The 26,260-nt window shown below is 72.8% G+C and carries 23 protein-coding genes; 14 read left to right on the top strand and 9 right to left on the bottom strand.

The window, feature by feature from the left end; all coding sequences use genetic code 11:
- Positions 1 to 77: 77 nt before the first annotated feature.
- The 6 genes from ACNTMW_RS29545 to ACNTMW_RS29520 form a co-directional block, all read right to left on the bottom strand.
- Entirely contained in the window at positions 78 to 1,028 is a 951-nt protein-coding gene (locus tag ACNTMW_RS29545) for a PLP-dependent cysteine synthase family protein (protein WP_426637203.1), read from the bottom strand.
- Between the two features lie 5 nt (positions 1,029 to 1,033).
- Entirely contained in the window at positions 1,034 to 1,327 is a 294-nt protein-coding gene (locus ACNTMW_RS29540; protein ID WP_426637201.1) for a MoaD/ThiS family protein, read from the bottom strand.
- Positions 1,328 to 1,398: 71 nt separating this feature from the next.
- Complete coding sequence (locus ACNTMW_RS29535) at positions 1,399 to 1,890, bottom strand: M67 family metallopeptidase (protein WP_426637200.1); 492 nt, start codon at positions 1,888 to 1,890, stop codon at positions 1,399 to 1,401.
- A gap of 62 nt (positions 1,891 to 1,952) precedes the next feature.
- On the bottom strand, positions 1,953 to 2,468 hold the full coding sequence (locus tag ACNTMW_RS29530) for a DUF2017 domain-containing protein (RefSeq protein ID WP_426637205.1): 516 nt from the start codon (positions 2,466 to 2,468) through the stop codon (positions 1,953 to 1,955).
- Positions 2,444 to 2,734 (bottom strand): ATP-dependent Clp protease adapter ClpS, encoded by a 291-nt coding sequence (clpS, locus tag ACNTMW_RS29525; RefSeq protein WP_426637199.1) that lies wholly within the window; start codon positions 2,732 to 2,734, stop codon positions 2,444 to 2,446. Before clpS ends, ACNTMW_RS29530 begins: the two co-directional genes overlap by 25 nt.
- A 72-nt stretch (positions 2,735 to 2,806) precedes the next feature.
- Complete coding sequence (locus ACNTMW_RS29520) at positions 2,807 to 4,429, bottom strand: hypothetical protein (protein ID WP_426637198.1); 1,623 nt, start codon at positions 4,427 to 4,429, stop codon at positions 2,807 to 2,809.
- Between the two features lie 177 nt (positions 4,430 to 4,606).
- On the opposite strand from ACNTMW_RS29520, the gene ACNTMW_RS29515 reads away from it, so the two are divergent.
- From ACNTMW_RS29515 to ACNTMW_RS29500, 4 genes are all read left to right on the top strand, one after another.
- Positions 4,607 to 7,231 carry a LuxR C-terminal-related transcriptional regulator gene (locus tag ACNTMW_RS29515; RefSeq protein WP_426637197.1) on the top strand — a complete coding sequence of 875 codons (2,625 nt, stop codon included), beginning with the start codon at positions 4,607 to 4,609 and terminating at the stop codon, positions 7,229 to 7,231.
- 113 nt (positions 7,232 to 7,344) lie between these two features.
- Positions 7,345 to 8,643 (top strand): nicotinate phosphoribosyltransferase, encoded by a 1,299-nt coding sequence (locus tag ACNTMW_RS29510; RefSeq protein ID WP_426637196.1) that lies wholly within the window; start codon positions 7,345 to 7,347, stop codon positions 8,641 to 8,643.
- Complete coding sequence (locus tag ACNTMW_RS29505) at positions 8,640 to 9,212, top strand: isochorismatase family protein (RefSeq protein ID WP_426637195.1); 573 nt, start codon at positions 8,640 to 8,642, stop codon at positions 9,210 to 9,212. The genes ACNTMW_RS29510 and ACNTMW_RS29505 overlap by 4 nt, the downstream gene beginning before the upstream one ends.
- 126 nt (positions 9,213 to 9,338) lie before the next feature.
- Entirely contained in the window at positions 9,339 to 9,719 is a 381-nt protein-coding gene (locus ACNTMW_RS29500; protein WP_426637194.1) for an STAS domain-containing protein, read from the top strand.
- 138 nt (positions 9,720 to 9,857) lie between these two features.
- On the opposite strand, the gene ctaD is transcribed toward ACNTMW_RS29500, so the two are convergent.
- Positions 9,858 to 11,606, bottom strand: a complete 1,749-nt coding sequence (gene ctaD, locus ACNTMW_RS29495) for an aa3-type cytochrome oxidase subunit I (protein WP_426637193.1) — start codon at positions 11,604 to 11,606, stop codon at positions 9,858 to 9,860.
- A 260-nt stretch (positions 11,607 to 11,866) separates the two neighbouring features.
- Here ctaD and ACNTMW_RS29490 point away from each other — a divergent pair, with 260 nt between their 5' ends.
- The 7 genes from ACNTMW_RS29490 (at position 11,867) to ACNTMW_RS29460 (ending at position 20,399) form a co-directional block, all read left to right on the top strand.
- Positions 11,867 to 14,515, top strand: a complete 2,649-nt coding sequence (locus ACNTMW_RS29490) for an FtsX-like permease family protein (RefSeq protein WP_426637192.1) — start codon at positions 11,867 to 11,869, stop codon at positions 14,513 to 14,515.
- Positions 14,502 to 15,239: an ABC transporter ATP-binding protein gene (locus ACNTMW_RS29485; RefSeq protein WP_426637191.1), complete on the top strand. Its 738-nt coding sequence runs from the start codon at positions 14,502 to 14,504 to the stop codon at positions 15,237 to 15,239. The genes ACNTMW_RS29490 and ACNTMW_RS29485 overlap by 14 nt, the downstream gene beginning before the upstream one ends.
- Positions 15,236 to 15,934: an ABC transporter ATP-binding protein gene (locus tag ACNTMW_RS29480; RefSeq protein WP_426637190.1), complete on the top strand. Its 699-nt coding sequence runs from the start codon at positions 15,236 to 15,238 to the stop codon at positions 15,932 to 15,934. Before ACNTMW_RS29485 ends, ACNTMW_RS29480 begins: the two co-directional genes overlap by 4 nt.
- Before the next feature lie 217 nt (positions 15,935 to 16,151).
- Entirely contained in the window at positions 16,152 to 16,772 is a 621-nt protein-coding gene (locus tag ACNTMW_RS29475; RefSeq protein WP_426637189.1) for a hypothetical protein, read from the top strand.
- 517 nt (positions 16,773 to 17,289) lie between these two features.
- Positions 17,290 to 18,060, top strand: coding sequence for a glucose 1-dehydrogenase (locus ACNTMW_RS29470; protein WP_426637188.1), 771 nt, complete (start codon positions 17,290 to 17,292; stop codon positions 18,058 to 18,060).
- 366 nt (positions 18,061 to 18,426) lie between these two features.
- Positions 18,427 to 19,362: a C40 family peptidase gene (locus tag ACNTMW_RS29465; protein WP_426637186.1), complete on the top strand. Its 936-nt coding sequence runs from the start codon at positions 18,427 to 18,429 to the stop codon at positions 19,360 to 19,362.
- Positions 19,363 to 19,673: 311 nt separating this feature from the next.
- Positions 19,674 to 20,399: a C40 family peptidase gene (locus ACNTMW_RS29460; protein ID WP_426637185.1), complete on the top strand. Its 726-nt coding sequence runs from the start codon at positions 19,674 to 19,676 to the stop codon at positions 20,397 to 20,399.
- 72 nt (positions 20,400 to 20,471) lie between these two features.
- On the opposite strand, the gene ACNTMW_RS29455 is transcribed toward ACNTMW_RS29460, so the two are convergent.
- Positions 20,472 to 22,127, bottom strand: coding sequence for a GGDEF domain-containing protein (locus tag ACNTMW_RS29455; RefSeq protein WP_426637184.1), 1,656 nt, complete (start codon positions 22,125 to 22,127; stop codon positions 20,472 to 20,474).
- Positions 22,128 to 22,400: 273 nt separating this feature from the next.
- On the opposite strand from ACNTMW_RS29455, the gene ACNTMW_RS29450 reads away from it, so the two are divergent.
- The gene (locus ACNTMW_RS29450) at positions 22,401 to 23,033 is read left to right on the top strand and encodes a hypothetical protein (protein ID WP_426637183.1); all 633 of its coding nucleotides are present in this window, start codon (positions 22,401 to 22,403) and stop codon (positions 23,031 to 23,033) included.
- 72 nt (positions 23,034 to 23,105) lie between these two features.
- Here the strand turns inward: ACNTMW_RS29450 and ACNTMW_RS29445 are convergent, their stop codons facing one another.
- Positions 23,106 to 23,753, bottom strand: a complete 648-nt coding sequence (locus ACNTMW_RS29445) for a GPP34 family phosphoprotein (protein WP_426637182.1) — start codon at positions 23,751 to 23,753, stop codon at positions 23,106 to 23,108.
- A gap of 287 nt (positions 23,754 to 24,040) precedes the next feature.
- Between ACNTMW_RS29445 and ACNTMW_RS29440 the strand changes: the two genes are divergently transcribed.
- Complete coding sequence (locus ACNTMW_RS29440) at positions 24,041 to 25,546, top strand: APC family permease (RefSeq protein WP_426637181.1); 1,506 nt, start codon at positions 24,041 to 24,043, stop codon at positions 25,544 to 25,546.
- Between the two features lie 79 nt (positions 25,547 to 25,625).
- Positions 25,626 to 26,237, top strand: a complete 612-nt coding sequence (locus tag ACNTMW_RS29435; RefSeq protein ID WP_426637179.1) for a GNAT family N-acetyltransferase — start codon at positions 25,626 to 25,628, stop codon at positions 26,235 to 26,237.
- Positions 26,238 to 26,260 lie beyond the last annotated feature (23 nt).

Here is a 26,260-nt window from a genome sequence, read left to right as displayed (position 1 = left end):
GCCCCTTCCGGCGAGTCGCCGGAAGGGGCCGCGGCCGTGTCATCCGGGCCTACGGGCCCGGGGCGTCACCGGGGTCGTCAGGCCCAGAGCTGACCTTCGAGGGCGTCCTCGGCCTCGCCGAGGGTGCCGGTGTAGGCGCCGGTCGACAGGTACTTCCAGCCGGCGTCGGCGACCACGAACGCGACGTCGGCGCGCTTGCCGGCCTTGACCGCCTCGTGCGCCACCGCGAGGGCGGCATGCAGCACCGCCCCGGTGGAGAACCCGACGAACAGCCCCTCGACCTCGACGAGCTGCCGGGTACGCAGGACCGCGTCCCTGGTACCGACCGAGAACCGGCGGGTCAGGACCGTGGCGTCGTACAGCTCGGGGACGTACCCCTCGTCGATGTTGCGCAGCCCGTACACCAGCTCGCCGTAACGGGGCTCCGCCGCGACGATCTCGATGCCCTCGACCTTCTCGCGCAGGTACCGCCCGACGCCCATCAGCGTGCCGGTGGTACCCAGCCCGCCGACGAAGTGCGTGATCGTCGGCAGGTCGCGCAGTAGCTCCGGACCGGTGCTCTCGTAGTGCGCCCGGGCGTTGGCCTCGTTGCCGTACTGGAACAGCATCACCCAGTCGGGGTGCTCGGCGGCGATCTCCTTGGCCATGGCGACGGCCCGGTTGGAGCCGCCCGCCGCGGGCGAGAAGATGATCTCCGCGCCGTACATGCGCAGCAGCGCCACCCGTTCGCTGGAGACGTTCTCCGGCATGACGCAGACCAGCCGGTATCCGCGCAACTTCGCCACCATCGCGAGCGCGATCCCGGTGTTGCCGCTGGTCGGCTCCAGGATCGTGTCACCCGGGCGGAGCCGGCCGGCCTCCTCGGCGGCCCGCACCATCCACAGGGCGGGCCGGTCCTTGATACTGCCGGTGGGGTTGCGGTCCTCGAGCTTGGCCCACAACCGCACCTCCGGACTGGGCGACAGCCGGGGCAGCCCGACCAGCGGGGTGTTACCGCACGCGTCAAGCAACGACTCGTAGCGAGCCATGACTGTTAGGCCCAGGTCGCGAGCGCGCCGCCGGCGACCGCGGGCAGGATGGTGACGTTGTCGCCGTCGCTGAGCTTGGCGTCGAGGCCGCCGACGAACCGGACGTCCTCGTCGTTGACGTAGATGTTGACGAACCGGTGCAGCGCACCCTCGTCGGTGACCAGGCGGCCGCGGATGCCGGCGTACTTGCCGTCCAGGTCGGCGAGCAGGTCGGCGATCGTGTCACCGCTGCCCTCGACGGACTTCGCGCCGCCGGTGTACGAACGCAGGATCGTCGGGATACGAACCTCGATGGCCATGGTTTTCGATGCTCCTCATAAATCGGACAGTCTTAAACGGGCAGCGGTGACGAGAACGGGTGCGGGCGGCGTCAGTCGCCGGCGCGACACTCGTAGTCGACCGCGGCCGGGCTCTGCCCGAACATGTAGGACTGGACCGCGTGCGGGTCCACGCCCGCCTCCACGACCTTGACCGGTTCCTCCGTGACGACCCCGTCGGAGATCCGGTAGGACCGGATCTCCGTGGTCTCCGGGTCCCGGGTCGACACCAGCAGGTAGTGCGCCTCCGGGAACGCCGCGAGGCCGACGTCGGTACGCGACGGGTATGCCTCGGTGGCGGTGTGCGAGTGGTAGATGACCACCGGCTCTTCGTCGAGGTCGTCCATCTCGCGCCAGACCCGCAGCTGCTCGCCCGAGTCGAAGCGGTAGAACGTCGTGGAGCGCTCCGCGTTGTCCATCTCGACATGCCGGGTCGGCCGGTCGGACCCGATCGCACCGGCCACGATCCCGCACGCCTCGTCGGGGTGGTCCCGGCGGGCGTGCGCAACGATCGCGTCGAGGATCGCGGCGTCGATGGTCAGCACGCGGCCAAGCCTACCCAACCCACCCCGCCAGCCGTCAGGTGAGCATCACCACGTGGGACGGCTCACCCGGCGAGCGCCTCGACCAGCGACTCCTGCAGCTCGCTCAGGTAGGCGTAGACCGACAGCTGGGCCACCCGCACCGACACCGGATCGCCCAGCACCGCCTCGTCCATCTCCTCGATGAGGTCGGTGTCGTCGCGGATGCCCAACTGCACGCCCAGGGCGAGCCGGGCGTCGGTGAGCCCGCGCAACCACGCCTCCGCCTGTTCGTCGTCGAGGCGCACCTCGCCCCCGTCGGGCGGCAGCGCGGCCAGCATCGCCCCCGCCTGGTCGAGCTTGGCCGACTTGAGGTCGCCCTCGATGTAGCGGCGCAGGTCGGCCGAGGCCTCCGGGTCGTCGCGATAGACGTCCGGAAACAGCCGCCCGACCACCGGGTCGTGGCGGTCGAGCCGCTCCGACAGCAGTCCAACAATCTCGATCATGACCTGCTGGAGGACGGCCGCTCCGGTGGCGTCGAAACGGCCGACGCACACGTCGCCCTGGCGAACGAACATCAGGACTGGTCCACCGTCGCCCAGAGCCCGTACGCGTGCAACCGGGACGCGTCGTGCTCCATCCGCTCCCGGGCGCCGCTGGACACGATCGCCTTGCCCTTGTGGTGCACGTCGAGCATGAGGCGTTCGGCCTTGTCCCGGCTGTAACCGAACAGCTTCTGGAACACCCAGGTCACGTAGCTCATGAGGTTGACCGGGTCGTTCCAGACGATCGTCACCCATGGCCGGTCGGTCGCCGGCACCTGCGTGGTGTCCGGCACCTCGACGGGGGTGACCTGTGGAGCCGCCATAGGGCCATTCTTCCCCCTCACGCCGTGGATAGCGACAACCGCGCCGATGGGAACACGGTTGCCGCCGTCGGGTCAGGTTGTGGGGCAGGCCAGCAGGACGCCGTGCTCGAGCGTGTCGGTGGCGACCACCACGAGCGCCTCCCTGAGGTCCCCGAACCGCCGCGCGACCTCGCGACCGAGCTCGGTCTCCAGAGTGTGGACCGTCTGTTGCAGCCAGGCGCGGCACCGGCGGCGGTCACCCTCACGGTGACGGGCGGTGTAGCAGCCAGCGCTCAGGGCCACGCCGATCGGCGGCAGCACCCCGCCCGCGGCGGGAGCGACGGCTGCGAGCCCGGCGACCGCACCCGGCCCGGTCGTGGCGGCCACGCCCGAGGTGGAGGTGACCAGCAGCACCCGGTCCCACTCGGGCGCCCCGCTGTCGGCCGACTCGACCGCCCGGCGGGTGGCCCGCCGGATCCGGTCCAGCGCGGCATCGTCCGGCGCGACCTCCAGGATCTCGGCGAACACCCGGTGCATGATCGCCGTGGCGGCGTTCTCGACCGAGCGGGTGGCCCGCAGCGACAGCGCGTGCAGTTGCCGGTCGAACACCGAGGCCAGCCGGGCACAGCCGGCCTCGGAGGTGGTCTCCCGCACGCACCGGACGTGGACCGCGGCCAGGTCGATGGCCAGCCGCTGCGCGGCGGCGGTACGCCGGGAGCGGATCTCCCGTTCGAGGACGGCTGTCCAGCGCTCGTCGGTGGCCCCGGGCGCGACCCGCGGCGCCGGGGGCCTCGGGGCGTCGGGTGCGTCCACGGCCACGGGCCGAACCGGCGGCGGGGTCGACTCCCCCGGTCGCGGCTCGGTGAACGCCCGGCGCAGGGCGTCGACGCCCACGCCGGCCAGGCCGCGGGCCGCCTCCTCCACCGCCGGCGGCGTGCTCACGCAGCCGCATCGCGCGCTCACCGCGTACCACCGGGCGGTGGCCAGCCCCGGCGCGTGGTCGTGCACCAGCTTCTGGTTGGCCGCCAGTACCGCCGGCCACTGCGGATGGGCGTCAATCTTGGTCAGCACGAACGTCACGGCCACGTCGCGCTGCTCGACCTGCGCCAGGAAGTCCAGCTGCGACATCTGCAGCGCCGTGGCCGCCTCGGCCACGAACAGCAGCTCGGCGCCGTCGTCGAGCGCGTCGAGCACGATTTCGACGTACGCCTGGTCGAACCCGCCCACTCCCGGCGTGTCGACCAGGCGTACGTGCCGCAGCACGTCGGCGGGGTGCAGGACCTCGACGCGGCGCGGCGGGCGGCCGGGGCCGCCGCGCGCGACCGCGGCCGGGTCACCGGCGCGTACCTGGTCGAGGCTGAGCGGATGCGGCGCGCGCCGGCCGGGCACGTACGCGTACGCCACCGGCTCGTCACCGTGGTGGTAGGACATCCAGGCGGAGTTGTCGACGGCGGCCGGCGTCGCGGCCGGGTCGGGACCGGTCCCGCCCTCGTGTGCGGCGCCGGTTCCGGGCGCCGGGTCGGGCGTGGCCCGTCCGAGCAGCGCGTCCGTCACGGCGGTCTTGCCGCACCCGGGAACCCCGGCCACCACGACGGTGGTCACGCCCGCAGCGCCCGACGGCACGGGCCGGACCTCCCGGTCGTCCATCCCGGCTGGTCCACTGGGCGCCACCGCGCCGAGGGTCGCCATCGGCGTACGCCGTATCGCCGACTTCATGCGCCGCCCTCCCGAGTCCAGGCCGACCACCCTCGTTGCCGGTCGGCACGGGAACGCTACGTGAATGGTCACCTACCGGGGCAGGACCGAAGGTACTCAAAGGACGGACCGGGCACTACTCAAAGTTTGGCGCGCTGTGGGAGCGCACAGTAACCGGAACATCTATATGCTGCGACAGTGCCTCCGTGGAGTTTCGTCGGGCGTGGCGAGGAGCTGGCCCGACTGACCGAGGCGGCCGCAGGCGCCACCGGCCGTGGTCTGATCCTGGGCGGTGCTGCCGGAATCGGCAAGAGCCGGCTGCTCCGTGAGGGAGTCGCTGCCCTCGACACCGAGCGCCTGGCGGTCTGGTCGGCCACCGCCAACGCGGCAACGGCGGGACTCCCGCTGGGCGGTCTCTCCCAGGTGCTGCCGGCCGACCAGCCTGTTCCCGCCTCCACCTCGGGCCTGCTGCGGTGGGCCGTCGACGCGCTTCGCCAGCAGGCCGCCGGGCGGCCCATGGTGCTCGCGATCGACGACGCGCACCTGCTCGACCCGCTGTCCGCGACGCTGGTGTACTACCTGGCCCGCAACGAGCACGCCACGGTCCTCGCCACGGTGCGCACGGGCGAGCCGGTCCCCGACCCAGTCCGGGCATTGTGGACAGATGACCTGGTCGAACGGATCGAACTCGGACCGCTGCCCCAGTCCGAGGTGGCCGACCTGCTCGGCCAGGTCCTCGGTGGGCCGGTGGACTCCGCCTCGGTGGACCGGCTGTGGCAGTTGTCGCAGGGCAACGCGCTGCTGCTGCGCGAACTGGTCCTGGCGGCGCGCGCCAGCGGCGACATCAGCCTGTCGTACGGGGTCTGGCGCTGGACCGGCCGGTTCGAGCTGATGCCGACGCTGGCCGAGGTCATCGACGCCCGGATCGGCCAGCTGACCAACGAGGTGCGCGCGGTGCTGGAACTGGTGGCGTTCGGCGAGCCGATCGGCCTGCCGCTGCTGGTGCGCGCCACCGGCGCCGCCGCGGTCGAGACCGCCGAGGAGCGCCAGCTCATCCGGGTCGTGCGCGACGACCGCCGGGCCAACGTCTGCCTGGCCCATCCGCTGTACGGGGAGGTGGTGCGCCAGCGCTGCCCGGTCACCCGGTTCCGGCGGTTGCTCGCCGAACTCGCCGACCTCGTCGAGTCGGTGGGTGCCCGCCGGCGCGAGGACCTGTTGCGCGTCGCGGTCTGGCGGCTGGACAGCGACACCGCCCGCGATCCGCAGCAACTGCTCGCCGCCTCCCGGCAGGCGTTCGCCGGCTTCGACATCCCGCTCGCAGCCCGGTTGGCGCGCGCCGCGCTGGGCGCCGGGGCCGGTCTCGAAGCCGCCGAGGTGCTCGGCACGCTGCTGATGTTCGCCGACCGCCCGGACGAGGCGCTCCCCATCCTCGACTCGGTCGCCGACCGGATCACCGACGACCGGCAGCGCAGCCGGTGGCTGGGTATCCGGGCGATCGTCACGTACTGGGGGTTGTCCGACGAGTCCACCCCGCAGCTACTGGCAAAGGACGCGCCGCTACTCACCGACCCGGACGCGCGCGCCTGGGTGCGGGCGGTGGAGTCGATGATGCGCCTGCACCACGGGGAGGACGGGACCGCGCTGGAACTCGCCCGCGGCGTCCTGGACGCCCCCGGCGACGCCCCGGAGACCCGGGCGCTGGCGGCCAGTACGGTGGCGCACCTGCAGGCCGTGCGCGGCGCGTTCGTGCAGACCATGCGCTCGATGGCCGCCGTGGAGGCGGACGCGCCGCGGTGGCGCGCCGAGGCGCCCTACATCCAGCTCGCCGTCGAACTGGCCCGCGGCACCGCGATGATCCTCGCCGGTGACCTCGGCGCGGTGCAGACCATGGTCGCCGCCGACTTCGCCGGCCTCGCCGACACCGGCGAGTTCCACCTGGGCAGCGGGTACATCACGCTGGTCCGGGCGCAGGCCGCCCGGCTGCGCGGCCGGATCCACGAGGCGGCCCGCCATGCCGGCCAGGCCGCCGCGACGCTGGCCAACAGCCGGATCTACGCCGGGCTGGCCAACGCCGAACGGGCGTACGTGGCGGCCCTCTCCGGTGACCAGGTGCTCGCGGCCGAGGCCATGGCCGAGTGCGACGCCGCGCACCGGCCCACGATGAACATCATGTACCCGTGGCTGGAGCAGGCCCGGGCCTGGGTCGCGATCTGCGCCGGTGACCCCCGCACCGGGCTGGAGATCCTCCACGAGCTGCTGGGGCGGCTGCGCACCGACCGGTTCGCCGGCCACGAACTGCACGCGCTGCACGACCTGGTCCGGCTCGGCCGCGCCACCGACGCCGTGGAGCGCCTGGCCCAGCTCGCCACCACCGTCGAGGGCCCGCTCGCGCCGGTGATGGCCTGGCACGCCCGCGCCGCGGCCGCGTCCGACGGCGGCGGACTGCTCGGCGCCGCCGAGGCCTTCTCCGACCTGGGCCTGTCGCTGTACGCGGCGGAGGCGGCCGCCGCCGCGATCCCGCTGCTGCGCGCGGCCCGCTCGCCCCAGACCACGGCCGCGTCGGAGCTGCTCACCCTCCTGTTGAGCCGGTGCAACGGGGTGAAGTCGCCGACCCTCATGGTGGCGCAGCCCGCGCTGACGATCCGGGAGCGGCAGATCGCGAAGCTCGCCGCGGCCGGCGTGCCGAGCAAGGAGATCGCCGACCAGCTGTACCTGTCGGCGCGCACCGTCGACAACCACCTCCTGCGGGTGTACGCGAAACTGGGTGTCGCGGGCCGGGCGGAGCTGCCCGGGGCATTGCGGGCCCTGCCCGCCGACGAGTGACCGCACGGCTGGCCGGCCGGTGACGGGCGTGACACCGCCGGCGGGTGACACCGCCCTCACCCCGACGGTGGGGTCTCACCGGAGCGCACCGGCACGCCCTAGGCTTTGATCCCGTGAAGTCAGACACGGCCCTGCACACCGACCACTACGAACTGACGATGCTGTCGGCCGCGCTGCGCGACGGCACCGCCGACCGGCAGTGCGTGTTCGAGGTGTTCGCCCGTCGGCTGCCGCTGGGCCGCCGCTACGGCGTGGTGGCCGGCACCGGCCGGATCATCGAGCAGCTGCGGGAGTTCCGCTTCGACCCCGACGACGTGCGGTTCCTGCGCGAGCGTGGCGTGGTCGACGACCTGACCGCCGACTGGCTGCGGGCCTACCGGTTCAGCGGCGACATCGACGGGTACGCCGAGGGCGAGCTGTACTTCCCCAGCTCCCCTGTGCTCACCGTCAGCGGCACGTTCGCCGAGTGCGTGGTACTGGAGACGTTCCTCCTGTCGGTGCTCAACCACGACTGCGCCGTCGCGGCGGCGGCCGCCCGGATGGTCACCGCGGCCCGGGGCCGGCCGCTGATCGAGATGGGTTCCCGGCGTACCCACGAGGAGGCTGCCGTCGCCGCGGCCCGCGCCGCGTACCTGGCCGGCTTCTCCTCCACCTCCAACCTGGCGGCCGGCCGCCGGTACGGCATCCCCACCGCCGGGACCGCCGCGCACGCGTTCACGCTGCTGCACGACGACGAGAAGGCGGCGTTCGCCTCCCAGGTGTCGACGTTCAGCAAGGAGACCACGCTGCTGGTCGACACGTACGACATCAGCCAGGGCATCCGCAACGCCATCGCGGTCGCCGGCCCGGACCTGGCGGCGATCCGGATCGACTCGGGTGACCTGTCGGTGCTCGCGCAGCAGTCACGGGAGCTGCTCGACTCCCTCGGCGCCACCGAGACCAGGATCGTGGTCTCCGGCGACCTCGACGAGTACGCGATCGCGGCGCTGGCCGCCGAGCCGGTGGACGCCTACGGTGCGGGCACCGCCGTCGTGGTCGGCTCGGGCGCGCCGACCGCCGGGATGGTCTACAAGCTCGTCGAGGTCGACGGCAAGCCGGTGGTCAAGCGCTCGGAGAACAAGGCCACCGTGGGCGGACGCAAGACCGCGGTCCGCCGGCACAAGCCCACCGGTACGGCGACCGTGGAGGTCGTGGTGCCGCAGGGTACGCCGGAGCCGCGGCCGCACGACCGGGCGCTGCAGCGGGCGTACGTGCGCGGTGGCGAGCCGGTGGCCGACCTGCCGACCCTGGAAGACGCCCGGGACCTGCTCCGGCACAATCTGATCTCGATCCCGTGGGAGGGGTTGAAGCTCTCCCAGGGGGAGCCGGCAATCCCGGTGACCTGCGTACCGGCCGCGAAGGAGACCGCATGACCCGCGCCCTGATCATCGTCGACGTGCAGATCGACTTCTGCGAGGGCGGCTCGCTGGCCGTCGGCGGCGGCGCCGGGGTCGCGACCGCCATCTCCGAGGCCCTCGCGGAGCCGTCACGCTGGGACCACGTCGTGGCCACCCAGGACCACCACATCGACCCGGGCGACCACTTCTCCGACCACCCGGACTACGTGGCGACCTGGCCGGCGCACTGCGTCGTGGGTACGGCCGGGCAGCAGTTCCACGCCAACCTGGACACCGACCGGATCGAGGCGGTCTTCACCAAGGGTGACCACGCCGCCGCGTACTCGGGTTTCGAGGGCCACGCCGGCGGGGTCGGCCTGGCCGCCTGGCTGCGGATGCGCGGCGTCGACACGGTCGACGTGGTCGGCATCGCCACCGACCACTGCGTACGCGCGACGGCGCTGGACGCGGTCCGCGAAGGCTTTCACACCACGGTGCTACTGGACATGACGGCCGGTGTGGCGCAGGCTACTGTCGATGACGCGCTGGCCCAGCTGCGATCGGCGGGAGTCGTTCTCACTGGTCACCCCGTCGTCCAGGCCTGAGTAGCGCACGTTGGGCAATGAGTAAGGCACAGGTATACGCAACGTAGCGCAGCCGACGCCGGGTCGGCTACGCTAGCCGCACCTCAATGGGCCACCGGACGGTGGTCATACGCGGGAGGCGACGCAGTGAGCCTGTCGATCCAGACCCGCCGGCGAGGCGACCGGGAGACCGTGATCGCCCTGCACGGAGAGGTCGACTACGCCACGGCCCTTGATCTCCGGGCCGCGATCTCCGCAACACTCAGCGCCGGCGACGTCGACACCATCGTGGTCGACCTGTCCGGCGTGACGTTCCTGGACTCCACGGGCGTCGGCACGCTCGTGGTGGCCACGCGCATCTGCGACGACTACGACGTCGAGTTCCGGGTGTGCGACCCCAACCCCTTCATCGCCAAGCTGTTCACCGTCGTCGGCGTGGCCGAGATGCTCGGTATCCCGGCGGCTCCGGGTGTGCCCGCACGGATGCTGCGCCCCCGGATCCCCTCCCCTGCCTCGCAGGTCGCCTGAGCGGGCGCGGCGCCCGGCCGCCGTCCCCGCCGCCACCGGTTGCCCCACAACATCGACGACGCCCGCCCGGGTTCTCCCGGGCGGGCGTCGTCGATGGGCGGGTGGCGGCCGGCCACGTCGAGCCGGCCGCACGGCTGGCTACTTCTCGCCGGCCGTGTCCTCCTGGTAGGTGGCTCCGCCGCGGGCCTGCGCGCTGAGCGGCTTGGCGCCACCCTCCGGCGGGCTGGTCAGCGAGTGGCCCGGGCCGTGCTCCGGGAACTTCAGGTCGAACGCCGGCCGCTCGGAGCGGATGCGCGGCATCCGGTCGAAGTTACGCAGCGGCGGCGGGCAGGACGTGGCCCACTCCAGCGAGGCGCCGAAGCCCCACGGGTCGTCGACCTCGACCACCTGGCCGGCCTTGTACGACTTCCACACGTTGTAGATGAACGGCAGCGTCGAGGCACCCAGGATGAACGCGCCGATTGTCGAGATCGTGTTCCACGTGGTGAAGCCGTCGGTGGCGAGGTAGTCGGCGTACCGACGGGGCATGCCCCGGGTACCCAGCCAGTGCTGGATCAGGAACGTGGCGTGGAAGCCGATCGTGGTGAGCCAGAAGTGCACCTTGCCCAGACGCTCGTCGAGCATCCGGCCGGTCATCTTCGGGAACCAGAAGTAGATGCCCGAGTAGACCGCGAACACGATCGTGCCGAAGAGCACGTAGTGGAAGTGGGCGACCACGAAGTACGAGTCGGAGACGTGGAAGTCGATCGGCGGGGCGGCCAGCAGCACGCCGGACAGGCCGCCGAACAGGAACGTCACCAGGAAGCCGATGGCGAACAGCATCGGCGTCTCGAACGAGATCTGGCCGCGCCACATGGTGCCGATCCAGTTGAAGAACTTGATACCGGTCGGCACGGCGATCAGGAAGCTCAGGAACGAGAAGAACGGCAGCAGGACCTGGCCGGTGACGAACATGTGGTGTGCCCACACGCTCATCGACAGCGCCGCGATGCCCAGCGTGGCGGCGACGAGGCCCTTGTACCCGAAGATCGGCTTGCGGCTGAACACCGGGATGACCTCGGAGATGATGCCGAAGAACGGCAGCGCGACGATGTACACCTCGGGGTGGCCGAAGAACCAGAACAGGTGCTGCCACAGCATCGGTCCGCCGGTCTGCGCGTCGTACACGTGCGCGCCGAGCTGGCGGTCCGCCAGCAGCGCCATCATCGCAGCGGCCAGGATCGGGAAGACCATCAGCACCAGCAGCATGGTGACGAAGATGTTCCAGGTGAAGATCGGCATCCGGAACATCGTCATGCCGGGCGCGCGCAGCGTCAGGATCGTGGTGAGCAGGTTGACCGCGCCGAGGATCGTGCCCAGACCGGAGATCACCAGGCCGGTGATCCACAGGTCCGCACCGACGCCCGGGGAGTTCACCGCGTCGTTGAGCGGCGCGTAGGCGAACCAGCCGAAGCTGGCGGCGCCGTCCGGCGTGAGGAACCCGGCCATCGTCATGGTGCTACCGAACAGGTAGAGCCAGTAGGCGAACGAGTTGAGCCGGGGGAACGAGACGTCCGGCGCGCCGATCTGGATCGGCACGATGTAGTTGGCGAACGCGAATACGACCGGCGTCGCGAAGAACAGCAGCATGATCGTGCCGTGCATCGTGAACAGCTGGTTGTACTGCTCGGTGGAGAAGAACTGAAGCCCGGGCCGGGCGAGTTCGGCGCGCATGGCGAGCGCCAGAACGCCGCCGATCATGAACCAGGCGAACGACGTGACCAGGTACATCAGCCCGATCTGCTTGGCGTCCGTCGTGCGCAGCAGCCGGGTGAACGCCGAGCCCTTGACGGGCTGGTGGACCGGCCACGGCCGAGTCACGATCGGCTTCGGGGCGACGGTGGTCACGTGTGGCCTCCTGTGCTGGCTACCAGCTGAATCTTGGTGCGTGTGGTAACGATCTGTGGCCGTACCAGTGGGCAGAATAGCCCGCGTACCCGACGGTATCCGGGAGGGGGCCGGTGGGGGGTGTTCCGCGCCCCTTTTTCAGCGGCTTCCGGGTTGTGACGCCGAGAACACGTTTCGGTATCGATCTCCGCACCGGGCCGGCAGTCCAGGCTACCCACCTGATCTTCTCGTCTGACCGACGCGGCGGTGAGGAGGTGGCCGTGCTGCTCCGGCTGGCACCCTGGTGGCGTGGTCCGGTCCTGCTGCTGCGCCGGCCCGGCGTGGCCCTGGCGCTGGCCGCGGCCGGCTTCGTGGCCGCCCTACCGGCCGCCGCCGCTCCCCTGTTCCTGTCCTCGGCGCAGGACGCCACCCTGCACCACCAGCTCGCCCGCTCCTGTTCCTGGGACAACGGGCTGGCGGTCCGCAGCGGCCTGATCTACGGAGGGGACGTGGTGGGCCAGTCCGCCGGGTTGGCCAGCGACCTCGTCGCCAGCCGGCAGGCGGAGGCCGCCGCCGCCACCGCCGGCGTCACCCACCTGTCCCCACCGGTGACGACGCTGCTCAACAACGCGTTGAACGTCGGTGTGGGCACCGCGAAGGGCCCGACCCGGTCCAACCTCGTCAGCCGGAGCGGCTTCCGCGACCACCTCCACGGCGCCGACGGGTCGTCCGGGCCGGGCCTGTGGCTTCCCGACGGGCTCGCCGCCACGTACGGGCTGCACCCGGGCGACCGGGTCACCGTCGGCGGCGCCCCCCAGTCCGGCCGCCCCGCTGGGCATCCGGTCACGATCCCGGTCGCCGGCGTCTACACCGACCTACGCGGGGCGCCCGAGGATCCGTACTGGTGCAGCCTCAAGCCGCTGTGGCGGGGCCAGCCGGGCTACGAGGACGCGGTACAGCCGACGGTGCTCGCCGATCCGGAGGTCTTCACCCAGCTGGGCGACGCGTTCACCGGCATCGCCGCCGAGCAGTGGATCGAGTACGAGCTGAGCGCGCCGCGGCAGCTCACGGTCGGCCGGGCCGAGACGCTCGTCACCGAGCTGGACCGGGCACGGGACCGGCTGACGAGGTCGGGCGCCTTCGCCGAGAGCACCCAGTTCCAGTCCCGGCTGCCGAACTTCGTGCGCCGCGCGCACCTCGTCCGGTCCGGACTGCTCCCCCCGGTGGTGCCGATCACCACCACCGGCACCCTGGTCGGGCTCCTCGTCGTCGCCGCGGCGGCCGTGTTCTGGGTCCAGCGGCGGGGCCGGGAGCTGCGGGTACTGGCCGCGCACGGGGTCAGCGCCGGCGGCCTCGGCCTCAAGGCGGTCACCGAGGCGTCCGCCGCCCTGGTCGCCGGTACCGCGGCCGGTGCCCTCTGCGCGTGGCTGCTGGTCGGCGCGGTCGGCCCGGACGCCCGGCTGGCGGCCGAGGCGGTGCCCGGGGCGGTCGCGGCGGCGGGAGCGGCGCTGGTCGCCGCGGTGATCGCCGTCGGGGTGGTGGCCGCGCTGCGCTGCCGGGCGCTGACCGACCAGCGCCGCCCGGCGCGCCGGCTGCGGGCCCGCCACGTGCCGTGGGAGCTGTCCCTGGTGGCGGCCGCCGGAGCGGCCTGGGCACGGCTGTCCGGCGACACTCAACTGCTGGACACCGCGACCGCCGGCGTGGGCACGGTCGCCCACGTACCGGCGCGGCTGCTCGTCGTACCGATCCTGCTGCTCGTCGGGGTGACCGTCGTCGCCGCCCGGCTCGCCCTCGGCGCGCTGCGCCGGCAGGCGCTGCGCCGCACCCCGCGCCGGCCCGGCGCGCTGCTGGCGTGGCGGCGGCTGGGCCGCGAGGCGGTGGCCGCCGCGGTGCTGGCCGGGGCGGTCGGCCTGCCCATGGCGCTGGCCACCTACGGCGTGACGGTGATCGGCGCGGTCGAGGACACGACGATCGCCCAGGCCCGCATGGTGACCGGCACCGACATGGTCGCCACCCTGGCCAGGCCGGCGCCGGTGCCGGTCGCGCTCGCCGGGCGGGCCACCCCGGTCGTCCGCCTGGACCAGGTGCTCGCCGGTGGCGTGCTGTGCGACGTGCTGGCGGTGGACCCGCGGACGTTCGGCGACGGCGTGGCCTGGGACGGCCGCACCGACTCCCCCGACCCCGGCCGGCTGGCCCGCCAGCTCGACGGCGGCCGGACCGGCTTCGGCACCGGAGCCGCGCCGACCGGCCCGGTGCAGCTCAGCCAGGGCAACCGCCAGCTGGGCAGGGTGACGCTGCGGCACACCGGGCTGCTGCCCGGCGCGCAGGCCTACCCCGTGCTGCTGGTCGACCGGGCCGCGGTCGACCAGGCCGTGCTCGCCCGCGGCAAGCAGCAGCTGTGGATCCGGGGTGACACCGCGTCCGCGCAGCGGGCGCTGGCCGCCGCGCGGGTCCCGGTCGGCGGGTACTGGCTGGCGGACGAGCTGTACGCCGGCACCGTGTACGAGGCGGTGACCTACACCTTCACGTACCTGATCGCGCTCAGCGTGCTGACCGGCGCGGTCACGTTCGTCGGGCTACTGCTGTACCTGGAGTCGCGCATCGCCGGGCACCGCCGCGCCTACATCCTGCTGCGGCGGATGGGGCTGTCGCCGGGCAGCCACCGCTGGGCGCTGCTCGCCGAGCTGGCCGCGCCGCTCGCCGCCGGTCTCGCCGCCGGGGTCGCCGCCGCGTACCCGGTGATCCGCCTGCTCGGTCCGGGCTTCGACGTCAATCCGGTCGCCCCGCCGGACGCCCTCGTCAGCCTGCCCGCCGCCACCCTCGGCTGGATAGTCGCCGCGGCGGCGGCCGTCGCGGCGCTCGCCGGGCTGCTCGCCCACCACCGCATCAGCCGCGCCAACCCCGCGGAGGTCCTGCGTGACACGATCTGACCCGGCCGCCCCCGAGCCGGCCCGGCCCGCCGCCGGCATCGCGCCCGAGCCGGTCGTCGCCTGCCGCGGCCTCATCCGCACCTACCATCTCGACGGCTCTGACGTGGCCGCCCTGCGCGGCGTCGACCTCGACCTGGCGCCCGGCACGGTCACCGCGCTGGTCGGCCCGTCCGGCTCCGGAAAGTCGACGCTGCTGCGGCTGCTGGCCTGTGTCGACCGGGCCGACCAGGGGTCGCTGCGCGTCGAGGGGGTCGGCGTGACCGGGCTGTCGCGCGCCGGGCGGGTCCGGCTGCGTCGGCGCCGGCTGGGCTTCCTGTACCAGAGCCCCGCCGACAACCTGCTGGACTACCTGACCGTACGGGAGCACCTCGAACTCGGCGCCCGGCTGCGCGGCCTGCCCCGCACCGACCCGCAGGTCGGCGCCCTGCTCGAACGGCTGGGGATGGCCGGCCGCGCCGACCACCTGCCCCGGCAGCTGTCCGGCGGCGAGCAGCAGCGGGTCGCCATCGCGTTCGCGGCGATCGGCCCGCCGGCGGTCCTGGTCGCCGACGAGCCGACCGGCCAGCTCGACCACCACACCGTCGACGCGGTGCTCGACGCGTTCGCGGTCCTCGCCGCGACCGGGGTCGCGGTGGTCGCCGCGACCCACGACCCGGCGGTCGCCGCGCGGGCCGACCGGGTGGTCCGGATGCGTGACGGGCAGCTGACGGAGGTTTCGGCATGAGCCTGCCTGACGGTGCGGTCGTCGCGGTGGAGGGGCTGATCCGGCGGTTCCGGCGCGGCCGGGAGACGGTGACGGCGCTCGACGACGTGACGCTCGCGCTGTACCCGGGCGAGCTGACCGCCGTGGCCGGCCCGTCGGGCTCGGGCAAGACCACGCTGCTGTCGGTCCTCGCCGGTCTGGACTCCCCCGATGGCGGCCGGATCTCCACCGGTCCGCCGCTGCCGCCCGGCGTGCCCCCCGACGGCCTGGGCTGGCGGCACCTGGCGTTCGTCCCGCAGTCGCTGGCGCTGCTCGACGAGCTGACCGTGTACGAGAACGTGGACCTGCCGGCGCGCCTGGACCCGGCCGCCACGCCCGCCGACTGGTCGACCGGGGAGATCCTGGACCGCCTGGAGATCGCCGCGCTGGCTGTCCGATACCCGTCACTGATCTCCGGTGGCGAACAGCAGCGGACGGCCCTGGGCCGGGCCCTGCGGCTGCGCCCCCCGCTGCTGCTGGCCGACGAGCCGACCGGCCACCAGGACCGCGGCCGGGTCGAGCTGGTACTGGATGTACTGCGCCGACACGCGTACGGCGGGCACGCCGTGCTGATCTCCACCCATGACGAGGCGGTCATCGCCACCGCCGACCGGGTCGTGATGATGGCCGACGGCCGGGTCGTCGACGACAGCCGGGCCGGAGCGGCGCTGCGCTGAACCGGCCGCGCCACCTTCCGCCGCACCCGTGACGTGACTAGAGTCACACCGATGGTGACGGCAGTCACACTGCGGCAGACGGGGGCCATCTCGCCCCGGCCGGCGGCACGGCCAACCGGCGGTCACCTCGCCCCCGGCCGGCGGCACGGCCGACCGGCGGTCACCTCGACCCGGCCGGTGGCACGGGCGCCCGGCGACGACGGCACAGGAGGCCGGCATGGAGCTCGATCATCTCGCCCACCGGCTCACCACCGGGCTCGTCCGGATCGCGGTGGCCGCGAACCGGACCGACGGGGCCGGCGTGGAGCGCACCGTCACCCAGCAGCAGGCCCTGCTCCTGCTCACCCGGCGGGCCCGGGCGTACTCACTGGCGAGCCTGTCCACCGACCTCGGCATCCCGCTGCCGGCGACCCAGGCCGCGCTCGCCACGCTGAGCCGGGAGGGCCTCGTCTCGGTGCGGCCGGACCCGTCGTACTCGCCGCACGAGATGCGCGCCGAACTGACCGAGCGTGGGCGGGCCCAGGCACCGGAGTTCCGCAACTGGGCCGACGCGCTGCTCACCGAGCTGGAGTCGTTCGGCGCAGACGACCAGCGGCGACTGCTGGAGATCGTCACCAACCGGATCCTCGCCATGCAGCGGTCGGGTCAGATCCCGATCACCCGGTTGTGCGTGACGTGCCGCTTCTTCGACGGGTACGCCCACGCCGGCACCGCCGAGCCGCACCACTGCCGGCTGGTCGACGCGCCGTTCGGGTACCGGCAGCTCCGGCTGCGCTGCCCGGACCAGCGTCCCCGGCCGGAGCCGTTACCCCCGGAGCCGTGGCCCCCGGAGCCGTGACCGCCGGAGCCGTGACCGCCGGCGGTAGCGGTCCGATAGGGGTCTGGTAGCGCCATCGTTCATTGTCAGTCCGTTGTCGTAGGCCGCTTGGCCGGCACGGCGGCGGGCGGCTCTGGCGACCTGGTGGCACGGACCACGGGGGAGGTCGGCGGAGTCCTTGGCTACCGTGCCCGCCGAGGCAGGCGTCGACGTCTCCGGCCGGTGGCGGTCGCGCCGTTCCCTCTGCGCGCCCCACCGGCCGTGCACCCGTGGATCCACCGCGCCCTGCCCCGCGGACCCCTGTTCCGCGGCCCCTGCCCCGCGGTCCCCTGCCCCGCGGTCCCCTGCCCCCGCCGCCCGTCGCCGCGTCCTCAGGCCCGCATCGCCCGTCCATCCACTGTGTCCGGCCGATGGTGATGCGGTGAACCCGGCACCACCACACCGGGTGCGCGATCGCCGTCGCGCCGACCGCCGCCGATGCCCGGGCATACCCGTCACGAATGTGCCCCGGGCGCGCGGACCGTGGTTTGCTGGCCGCATGACCGAGGAATTCCTTCTTCCCGGCGGGCCGCCGTTGAGCGGCAAGGCCGCGTTGGTCACCGGCGGTTCGCGCGGCATCGGCCGGGCGGTCGTCGAGCGACTGGCCCACGACGGTGCCCACGTCGTCTTCGGCTACCACGGCAACCACCCTGCCGCCAAGGACGTCGAACGCGCCGTCGACGCGGCCGGCGGCCGGGCCAGCGGGTTCCAGGCCGACCTCGGCCGGCCGGACGAGGTGCGGGCGCTGCTGTCGTACGCCGAGGAGCGCCTCGGCGGCCTGGACATCCTGGTTAACAACGCGGGCGCGGCGTTCACCCCGACCCCGATCGCGGAGACCAGCGACGAGGAGTACGAGCGGGTGATGGCCGTCAACACCAGGGCGGTCTTCCTGCTGCTGCGGTACGCGGCCCGGCACATGCGCGACGGTGGCCGCATCATCACCATGTCCACGCTCAACACCGTCATGCCGACGCCCGGCGGCGCCCTCTACACCGCCAGCAAGGGTGCGATCGAGCAGCTCACCACGGTCGCTGCCCGGGAGCTCGGGCCGCGCGGCATCACCGTCAACACGGTCTCCCCCGGCGCCACCGACACCGACCTGCTGCGCGCGACCAACCCGGAGGAGGCGCTGCACCTGGTGGTCCGGATGACCCCGCTGGGACGACTGGGGCAGCCGGCCGACATCGCCGACGTGGTCGCGTTCCTGGCCGGTCCGGACGCGCGCTGGCTGACCGGGCAGAACATCCACGCCACCGGGGGTATCGCCTGACCGCCGAGCCGAACCCGGACCCGGCCGTCGGCGGCGGCGGGCCGGCGGTGCGCGCTGCCAGCGCGTCATGACCGCGTTCGGCTCGGGCGCCGAGGCGGCACCGACCGCCTGCCACGCGGCAACGACGTGCGTTGAGGTCGGCACACCCGCCGGCATCGGTCCTCGTCAGCGGGTGTTTAGCGGTCTCCGTACGGGCTAGTGCTGACCGGGCGGACATCCCGACACGGTCGCCACGCCTATGCCGACCGTGCTTGTCCGGACATGAGTTGTCCCTGCTGGCTGTGCGCCGCCGGCCGCCTCTGGGCCGGTTGGATCGTGGTGACCCGACGGATCGGGGCCACCATGCGCCGTCGATGAGGAGACCCTATGCCGGTTCCCGCGGACCGCCATCCGACCAACGTCCGAACCGCCCGTAGCCCCGTCCTGTGGACCGCCTCGTTCGTCCTGGTCGCCGCGAGCGTCGCGGCCACCGGTACGGCGCCGCCGGCGCACAGCGGGTACCAGACACCGACCACCACCGGTACCACCGACCTCCGCGCCGATCCCGGGCGCTTAGCCGACATCCGCGCCGATCCCGGGCGCTTAGCCGACATCCGCGCCGATCCCGTGCGCGCGGCCCGCGTCCTCCGTGCCTCCCGGAGCCTGCCCGGCGGCCAGCGGATGCTGGAGCCGTTGTCCCTGCGGCCGGATGGACGCACCGGCAGCACCACGGTCGCGCCGTCGACCCTCACGGCCCCGCCACCGGCGCTGGCCGCCCCGCCAACCACCCTGACCGCTCCGCCACCGGCCCGGACCGTTGCCGGGTCGGCCGCCGCACCGGTCGCGCCGGTATCCACGGTGGCACGGCCGGACCCGGTGGCGTCGCCGGTCTCGCGGCTCCCGGCATCCGCGGTAGCCTCGCCGGTCTCCCGGCTCCCGGCGACCGCCAAGCCCACCCCGACCCGCGGCGTCGATCTGCCCACCGGTGCGGACGCGGCAGTGGCGTACGCCCGGCGGCAGGTGGGGAAGCCGTACCTGTGGGGCGCCACCGGCCCCTCCGCCTTCGACTGTTCCGGACTGGTCATGCGCGCCTGGCAGGCGGGCGGGGTGCGGCTGCCGCGCACCACGTTCGAGCAGGCGAAGGTCGGCCGGCGCATCACCCGGTCCCAACTGCTCCCCGGAGACCTGGTCTTCACCAACAACTTCGGGCATGTGCAGCTCTACATCGGCGCCGGCGCCATCATCGAGGCGCCGCACGCCGGCGCCAGCGTCCGCATCGGGTCGCTGCCGTCCCGGGTCGACGCGTACCAGCGCGTCGCCTGACCCCTGCCGTACCGCGCTTCGCCCGGCCACCGCCACACCATCGCACCACTGTGGACGGTGGCCGGTCGCGCGTGGGCGGGGTGCGCCGCATCCGGGCATCGGTTGCCGCGCCGGGCAGCGGGGTTAACCGGTCCGGGCGCGGGAAGTACGGTGCTGCGCCGTTGCCGGACCTCGACGGCGCGCATCTGTGAGGCATTGCCGGAGTTGCTGTCCCCTGCTGGTGTGACCTGCCGGCCTCCACAATGGCCGGTCGACCGTGAGCGCCCCGCGCGCCGGGGCCACCCATGCCAACGGTGAGGAGACCTACCCCGATGCTGAACCCTGCCCACCACCGCCGACCGGAAGCCGTGCGGACCACCCGCACCCGGAGGACGGTGGCCATCCGGTCCGCCCTGCTCACCGCCACCATCGCCGTGGGCGCTGGAGCGGCCGCGAACACCGTGACCAGCCCGCCCGCGACGTCGCCGCAGTCGTCCCCGGAGGCCACGCTGACGTTCCCACCGTCGTGGGCGAGACCGGGCCCGGTCTCCGCGGACGAACTGAGCCCCTGGCCGCGGTCGTCGGCACCGGCCGCCGCGACCCGACCGGCCGCGACCGCGTCGACCGGACCGGTCCTGGCGATGGCCGCCCCACTGGCGGCACAGCCCGCCGGCCCGGCGCACGCGGTGCGACCCCGATTGAGTCCGCAGACGGCCAACAACGCGATCTGGTACGCCAGGCGCCAACTCGGCCGGCCCTACCAGTGGGGCGGGACCGGCAACGTCGGCTTCGACTGTTCCGGCCTGGTCATGATGGCCTACCAGTTCGCCGGCGTGTACCTGCCGCGCACCACCTACCAGCAGGCCAAGGTCGGCGTCCGCATCAGCCGCTGGGAGCTCCAGCCCGGTGACCTGGTCTTCAGCAACAGCTTCGGGCACGTCCAGATGTACATCGGTGGCGGCCAGATCATCGAAGCGGCCCGCCCCGGCACGGTGGTGCGCATCGGCTGGCTGCCCTCGGCCGACCGGGTCGACGCGTACGTGCAGGTGCCCGGCTAGTCACAGCGGTGCGCGGCGGGGTCGACGTCCGCGCCGGTCGGACCGGGTCGGCGACGGCCCGGTCACGGCAGGTCAGGCCGGGTCGGCGACGACCCGGTCACGGCCGGCCCGCTTGGCCGCGTACAGGTTGCGGTCGGCCCGCGCCAGCAGCGCCGACGGCGTGATGTCGGCGAGCGCGCCGGTGACGGTGGTGACACCGATACTCGCGGCGACCGGCACCTTCCCGGTGATCTGTCGCCACGGGTACCCGCGGACCTCCCGGCGGAGCTGCTCGCAGCGCTTCAGCGCCTCGTCGGCGCCGATGCCGGGCAGGATCAGCAGGAACTCCTCGCCGCCGAGGCGGGCCGCGACCGCATCCCCGGTGGCGGCGTCGGCGAGCAGCGCGGCTACCCGCTGGAGCACGACGTCGCCGACGGCGTGCGAGCACGTGTCGTTGACCTGCTTGAAGTGGTCGAGGTCGACCAGGGCCACCGACAGCGAGGGGTGGCCGTCGAGCAGATCGGCCAGGTACTCGTCGATGTACCGCCGGTTGTACAGGCCGGTCAGCGCGTCCCGCTGGGCCAGCTCCCGGAACCGCACGCTCTCCCGCCGGGCCTCCTCGGTCTCGAAGACCGCCTGCAGCGCCCGGGCGCGGGCCTCCCGCTGCGCCGCCTGGAGCGACTGGACGTCGGCGTGGAAGCGCCGGTTCTCCTCGTACGCCTCCCGGTAGCGGCCGGCCGCCGCGTACAGCTGGGCCTGCTCGTCACGTACCCGGGCCCGCACGGACGCCAGTTGCCGCTCGTCGCACAGCCGCGCCGCACGGTCCAGGGCGGCCTGGGCGGCGGCGAGGTCGCCCCGTAACCGCTGCGCCTCAGCCACCGTGAGCAGGCACTCTGCCAGTGAGTTCCCATCGGGGAACAGGCACCCGGCCGCCCCGTCCAGGACGGGGCGCAGGGTCTCCTCCGCCTCGGCGTACCGGCCCCGCATCATCTCGATCCGGGCGAGCGTGTCGAGGTCTCCGGCGTCCAGCGGGACGCCGTGGCGGGTGCCGAACGCGCGGATCCGGTCGGCGAGCTTCCGTGCCTCGTTCTCGTGGCCGTGGATGTACGCCAGGAACGCCATGTTGTTGAGAACCAGCAGCGACAGCTCGGCGTCGCCGGCAGCGGTGGCGACGTCGAGCGCCTCCTCGAAGCGACGGCGGGCCTCGTCCCGCGAGTCGTTCTCGCCCAGCACCACCGCCAGGTTCGACAGGTGGGCGACGCGGATCCGGGCCGGCATCTCGGCATCGGTGTGCGTCACCGACTGGACGGCGTGCGAGAGCGCGTCGACCACGTCGCCGACGTTGCGGAAGAACAGGGAGAGCAGGCGGTGGCTGCGGGCGATCAGGTAGGTGTGGCCGTGCTCCGTGGCCCAGGCACGGACCTGGTGGGCGAGCCGGCCCGACTCCGCCGCGTCACCCTCCCTCAGGAGCGCGTCGGCGCGCACCAGCCGCGCCCACATCCGCAGGTCCGGCCGCTCCAGCTCGCCCGCCAGCCGTTCGGCCCGCTCCGCCGGCCCGATGACGGTACGGAACTCCGCGGCGGGGACCATTTCCATCGCGTCCAGCGCCGCGACCAGGCGGTCCGGAGCGTGCGGGTGCGACGCGGACAGGTCACCGAGGATCTCGGCGAAGCCGCCGACCGGCGCCACGGGGCCGGTTCCCTCCCCTGCCGTCGCCACCTGAGACGCCGCGTCCGTCACCGTCTGCATCCATCCTCACCTCACCAGGTGAACGACGCTACGCCGGCGCCGGTTCGACGTACATCACCGGTGAGTTGCCGTCCGGTTGCTCTTGGTGATTTCGACTGGCACCTAGTGAGCTGAATCACTATAGGTGGTCATCGGAGGCCTGCCGGCGAGGATTGTCGGTGACCGGTCGTAAACTTCCGGCTCGCGGCCGTGAGGAGTCTTCCGGCTCGCGGTCGCGAGAAGGACGGCGGCCGGCTTCCGCGGGCCGCCAGCGGCGCACGGCATGACGGAGACATGGTGAGAAGACGACGGGTCAGCCTGCTCGACATCGGGCTGGACGCGAACTTCGACGCCGCCATGTCGTTCATCCAGTCGACCCTGGCCAATATCAACATCCACTACGGCGAGCCGGTCGTCGACATCGACTTCGTGCGCTCCCGCGATCCGGACACCGTCCTGACCGCATTCACCTCGTCCTGTGACGTGCTGCACGTGATGGCCCACGGCGACCACGTCGCCGCCTCCCCGACGTTCAGCAGCAGCGACGAGCGGACCAACATCTCGCTGGAGCAGCTCGGCGAGACCGCCGCCGACCGCGGTCGCGGCATCTCGACCGGCGCGATCCTCGCCGACGGGTGCAAGACCGGCACCGGGGCGTGGCAGAAGGCGGTGCGTGACTGCCTGCACGGCGACGTCACCTACATCGGCACGTCGGCGCAGGTCGGCTGGTACGAGAGCACGGTCTTCTGCTCGGCGTTCTACAGCGCGCTACTCAAGAACAAGGGCAAGGGGATGACCCCCGCCGAGCAGGCCCGGGACGCGGCGGAGCGGGCCCAGCAGGCGTACACGCTGCTGACCGACCGCAACTGCCCGTACAAGGTGATGACGCTCAGCCCGAGCCGGTGGGCGCGCCGGGCGTTCGGCTAGCGCGCCCTCCCCGACGCCGACCACCGGTTGGGGCGCAGCGGGGCGGTCACCGGTTGGGGCGCAGCGGGGCGGTCACCGGTTGGGGCGCAGCGGAGCCGAGACGATCTCGGCCTCGACCGCGGCCAACACCGAGAGGATGACCGGCGGCAGCCGACCGGCCAGTGCCCGCAACTGCTCGGTGGCCACCTGTTGGCTCTCCCTGGCGACGACCGCCACCATGCCGGTGACCAGGACGAGGCCGGCCAGCACCAGGACGTTCCAGCTCTGCACCTGGCCGGGGTGGCTCATGTGGTACCGCAGGCGTACCCCTGGGCCGGCGGCGACGTTCGCGCTCTGCGGCACGTACCGGCGGCCGGTGAGCCGGTTACCGGTCAGGTGGGCGTACCCGGTCTTCGCCAGCCGCTCGCAGATCGCCGGGGTCACGATCCCCGCGAGGTCTGCTACCCAGCGGCGCACCGTGTGCGGCGTCGGGTCGCGGGTGATGTAACCCATGACGAGCGCGGCGACCTCATCCTTTGGCGGCAGCCGGGTCGGATTGGTCATGACGGTCGAGTTTCCCTCGAGCAGAACAAGCTGCCCATCAATAATTAATTCGGCCAACACGGCCCCGGCGAGGCCGGCGTCGAGCATACGGTCGGCGAGGCTGGCCCGACGTGGATTGTCGTCGTAGTTGAGCAGCCAGAAGCTGTCGGCGACCGCGAGTTCGGCTTGGGGCTGCATGAGATCCGATCCTCGATCGCCGGCACCTTGCCATTAACACGTACGCGCCATTTCATTGACGTATGCGCACGTTCGAACAGAAGGCACCGGACCCGATACGTCGGCGCGCAGGTTAACACCTCCACATAGGACATGCCAGACGCGCGTACCGGGCATTGCCGGCGAGCCGTGCGCCATTGCGCATTCATCACGTGATGCATGCCATACATAGAAAGTCAATGATTGATAGAGTCGCGAGTGGACAGTACTGTGCGGGCCGTCACATCGAGGATCTGGAGAATCTGTCGATGAATTCCCCCACCCCCACCGTGCCCGCACTCACCACCAAGCGTCTCGGCGCCACCTCCCTGATTTTCTTCCTGGTATCGGCGTCCGCGCCGATGACCGTTCTCGCCGGTGGCGTGGTCGCCACCTTCGCCGTCACCGGAAGTACCGGTGTCCCGCTGTCGTTCCCGGTTCTCGGCGTCGCCCTGGCGCTGTTCACCGTGGGCTACGCGGCCATGAGCCGGTACGTGCAGAACGCCGGCGCCTTCTACGCCTACATCGCGCAGGGACTGAACAAGGCCTGGGGCGTCGCCGGCTCGTTCGTCGCGCTGGTCAGCTACAACGCGATCCAGATCGGCCTGTACGGGCTGTTCGGCGCCGCCCTGGCGGCCTTCGCCGACGCGCGCTGGAACACCCACGTGCAGTGGTGGGTGTGGTCGCTCATCGCCTGGGCCGTCGTGGGGCTGCTCGGCCTGCTCAACGTCGATCTGTCCGCGAAGGTCGTCGGCGTGCTCCTGGTCGCCGAGGTGATCGCGGTCGTGCTGTTCGACCTCGGCGCGTTCGGCCGCCCGGCGGGCGGTTCGGTCTCCTTCGACGGCCTCAACCCCTCGAACCTGTTCACCAGCGGGGTCGGCGGCGTGTTCGCGTTCGGCATCGCCGCCTTCGTCGGCTTCGAGTCCGGCGCCGTCTACTCCGAGGAGGTCCGCGACCCGCGCCGGACGGTCGCCCGGGCCACCTACGCCGCCATCGCCATCACCTCGGTGCTGTACCTGGTGTCGGCGTGGGCGCTCACCGTCGCCACCGGCCCCGGCAACGTCGTCGCGCAGGCCCGCGACCCCGAGTCGGGCATCCCGTTCAGCCTGATGGCGGCGTACTTCGGCGCGGGCGTCGCCGACGTGGCCAACGTCCTGCTGATCACCAGCGTGTTCGCCGCGCTGCTGGCGTTCCACATGGTCAGCGCCCGGTACACGTTCGCGCTCGGCCAGGAGCGGGTCCTGCCGGCGTTCACCGCGTACGCCGCCCGCCGCACCGGCGCGCCGGCCGCCGGGTCGCTGGTCCAGTCGGCGCTCGCCGTGGTGACCGTCATCCTGTTCGCGATGTTCAACCGCGACCCGCTCACCGAACTGTTCACCTGGCTGTCCTACAGCGCGGCCGTCGGCGTCCTGGTGCTGCTGATCGGTACGTCGCTGGCCGTCATCGGGTACTTCCGCCGGGAGTCGACGCCGGAGACCACCTGGCAGCGGCTCGTCGCGCCGCTGCTGGCGACCATCGCGCTGGTGGTCATCACCACGGTCACCGCCGCCAACGCCGACTCGGTGCTGGGCACGGCCAAGGGGTCCGCGCTGACGTACGTGCTACCCGGCATCGTCGGCGCGGCCGCGCTCGTCGGCCTGGGCTGGGGATACCTGATCAAGACCACCCGGCCCGACGTCTACGCCGGCATCGGCACCGGCGGCTCCCGGCAGGCCGATGCGCTCAGCCCCGGCAGTGCGCTGGCCGGCCTCGTCCCGGCCACGCGCGGTGCCTGACGCCGCCGGGCAACAATTCCGCTCCCTCCCCACCCCTCCCGCGGAGACAACGCATGAGCACTACCAGCGGAGACATCGCATGAGCCGGCCCGACATCGAGATCCGCCCGGCCGCCCCGGACGACGCCCCGGCACTGGCCGACCTGCTCGGTGCCGCGTTCATGGACGACCCGGTCAGCCGGTGGATCTTCGAATCCGACGACGACCGGCGCCGGCTGAACGCCGCCTTCTTCCGACCCTTCGTCGACGGCATCCTGGCCACCGGCGTCATCCACGTCGCCGATGACCACGCCGGGGCGGCCCTGTGGCTACCCGTCGACGTCGACGCGGCGCCCGACGGGGACGACGGGCTCGCGGAGGCGATCGAGCAGGCGATCGGGCCGGAGTACGCCAAGCGGTTCGCGGTCCTCGACGGGCTGATGTCCGACGCCCACCCGCACGACCGCGACCACGCGTACCTGCCGTTCATCGCGGTCCGGCCGGACCGCCAGGGCACCGGGGTCGGCACGGCGCTGCTGCGGCACCGCTTCGCCGAGCTCGACCCGGCCGGCGCCCCCGCGTACCTGGAGGCCAGCAGCGAGCGCAGCGCAGAACTGTACGCCCGGCTCGGCTTCCGGCGGCTGGACTACACGCTCGACCTGCCGGACGGGCCGAGCCTGTACCCGATGTGGCGGGAGCCGGCGGCAGGCTGACCGCGCCAGTCGTCGCCGACTCA

It is taken from the genome of Planosporangium spinosum, from assembly GCF_049999945.1.
In the GTDB taxonomy this organism is placed as follows: Bacteria; Actinomycetota; Actinomycetes; order Mycobacteriales; family Micromonosporaceae; genus Planosporangium; species Planosporangium spinosum.
Note: the sequence above shows the minus strand (reverse complement) of the source record. Positions and strands in the feature narration are given on the sequence as shown.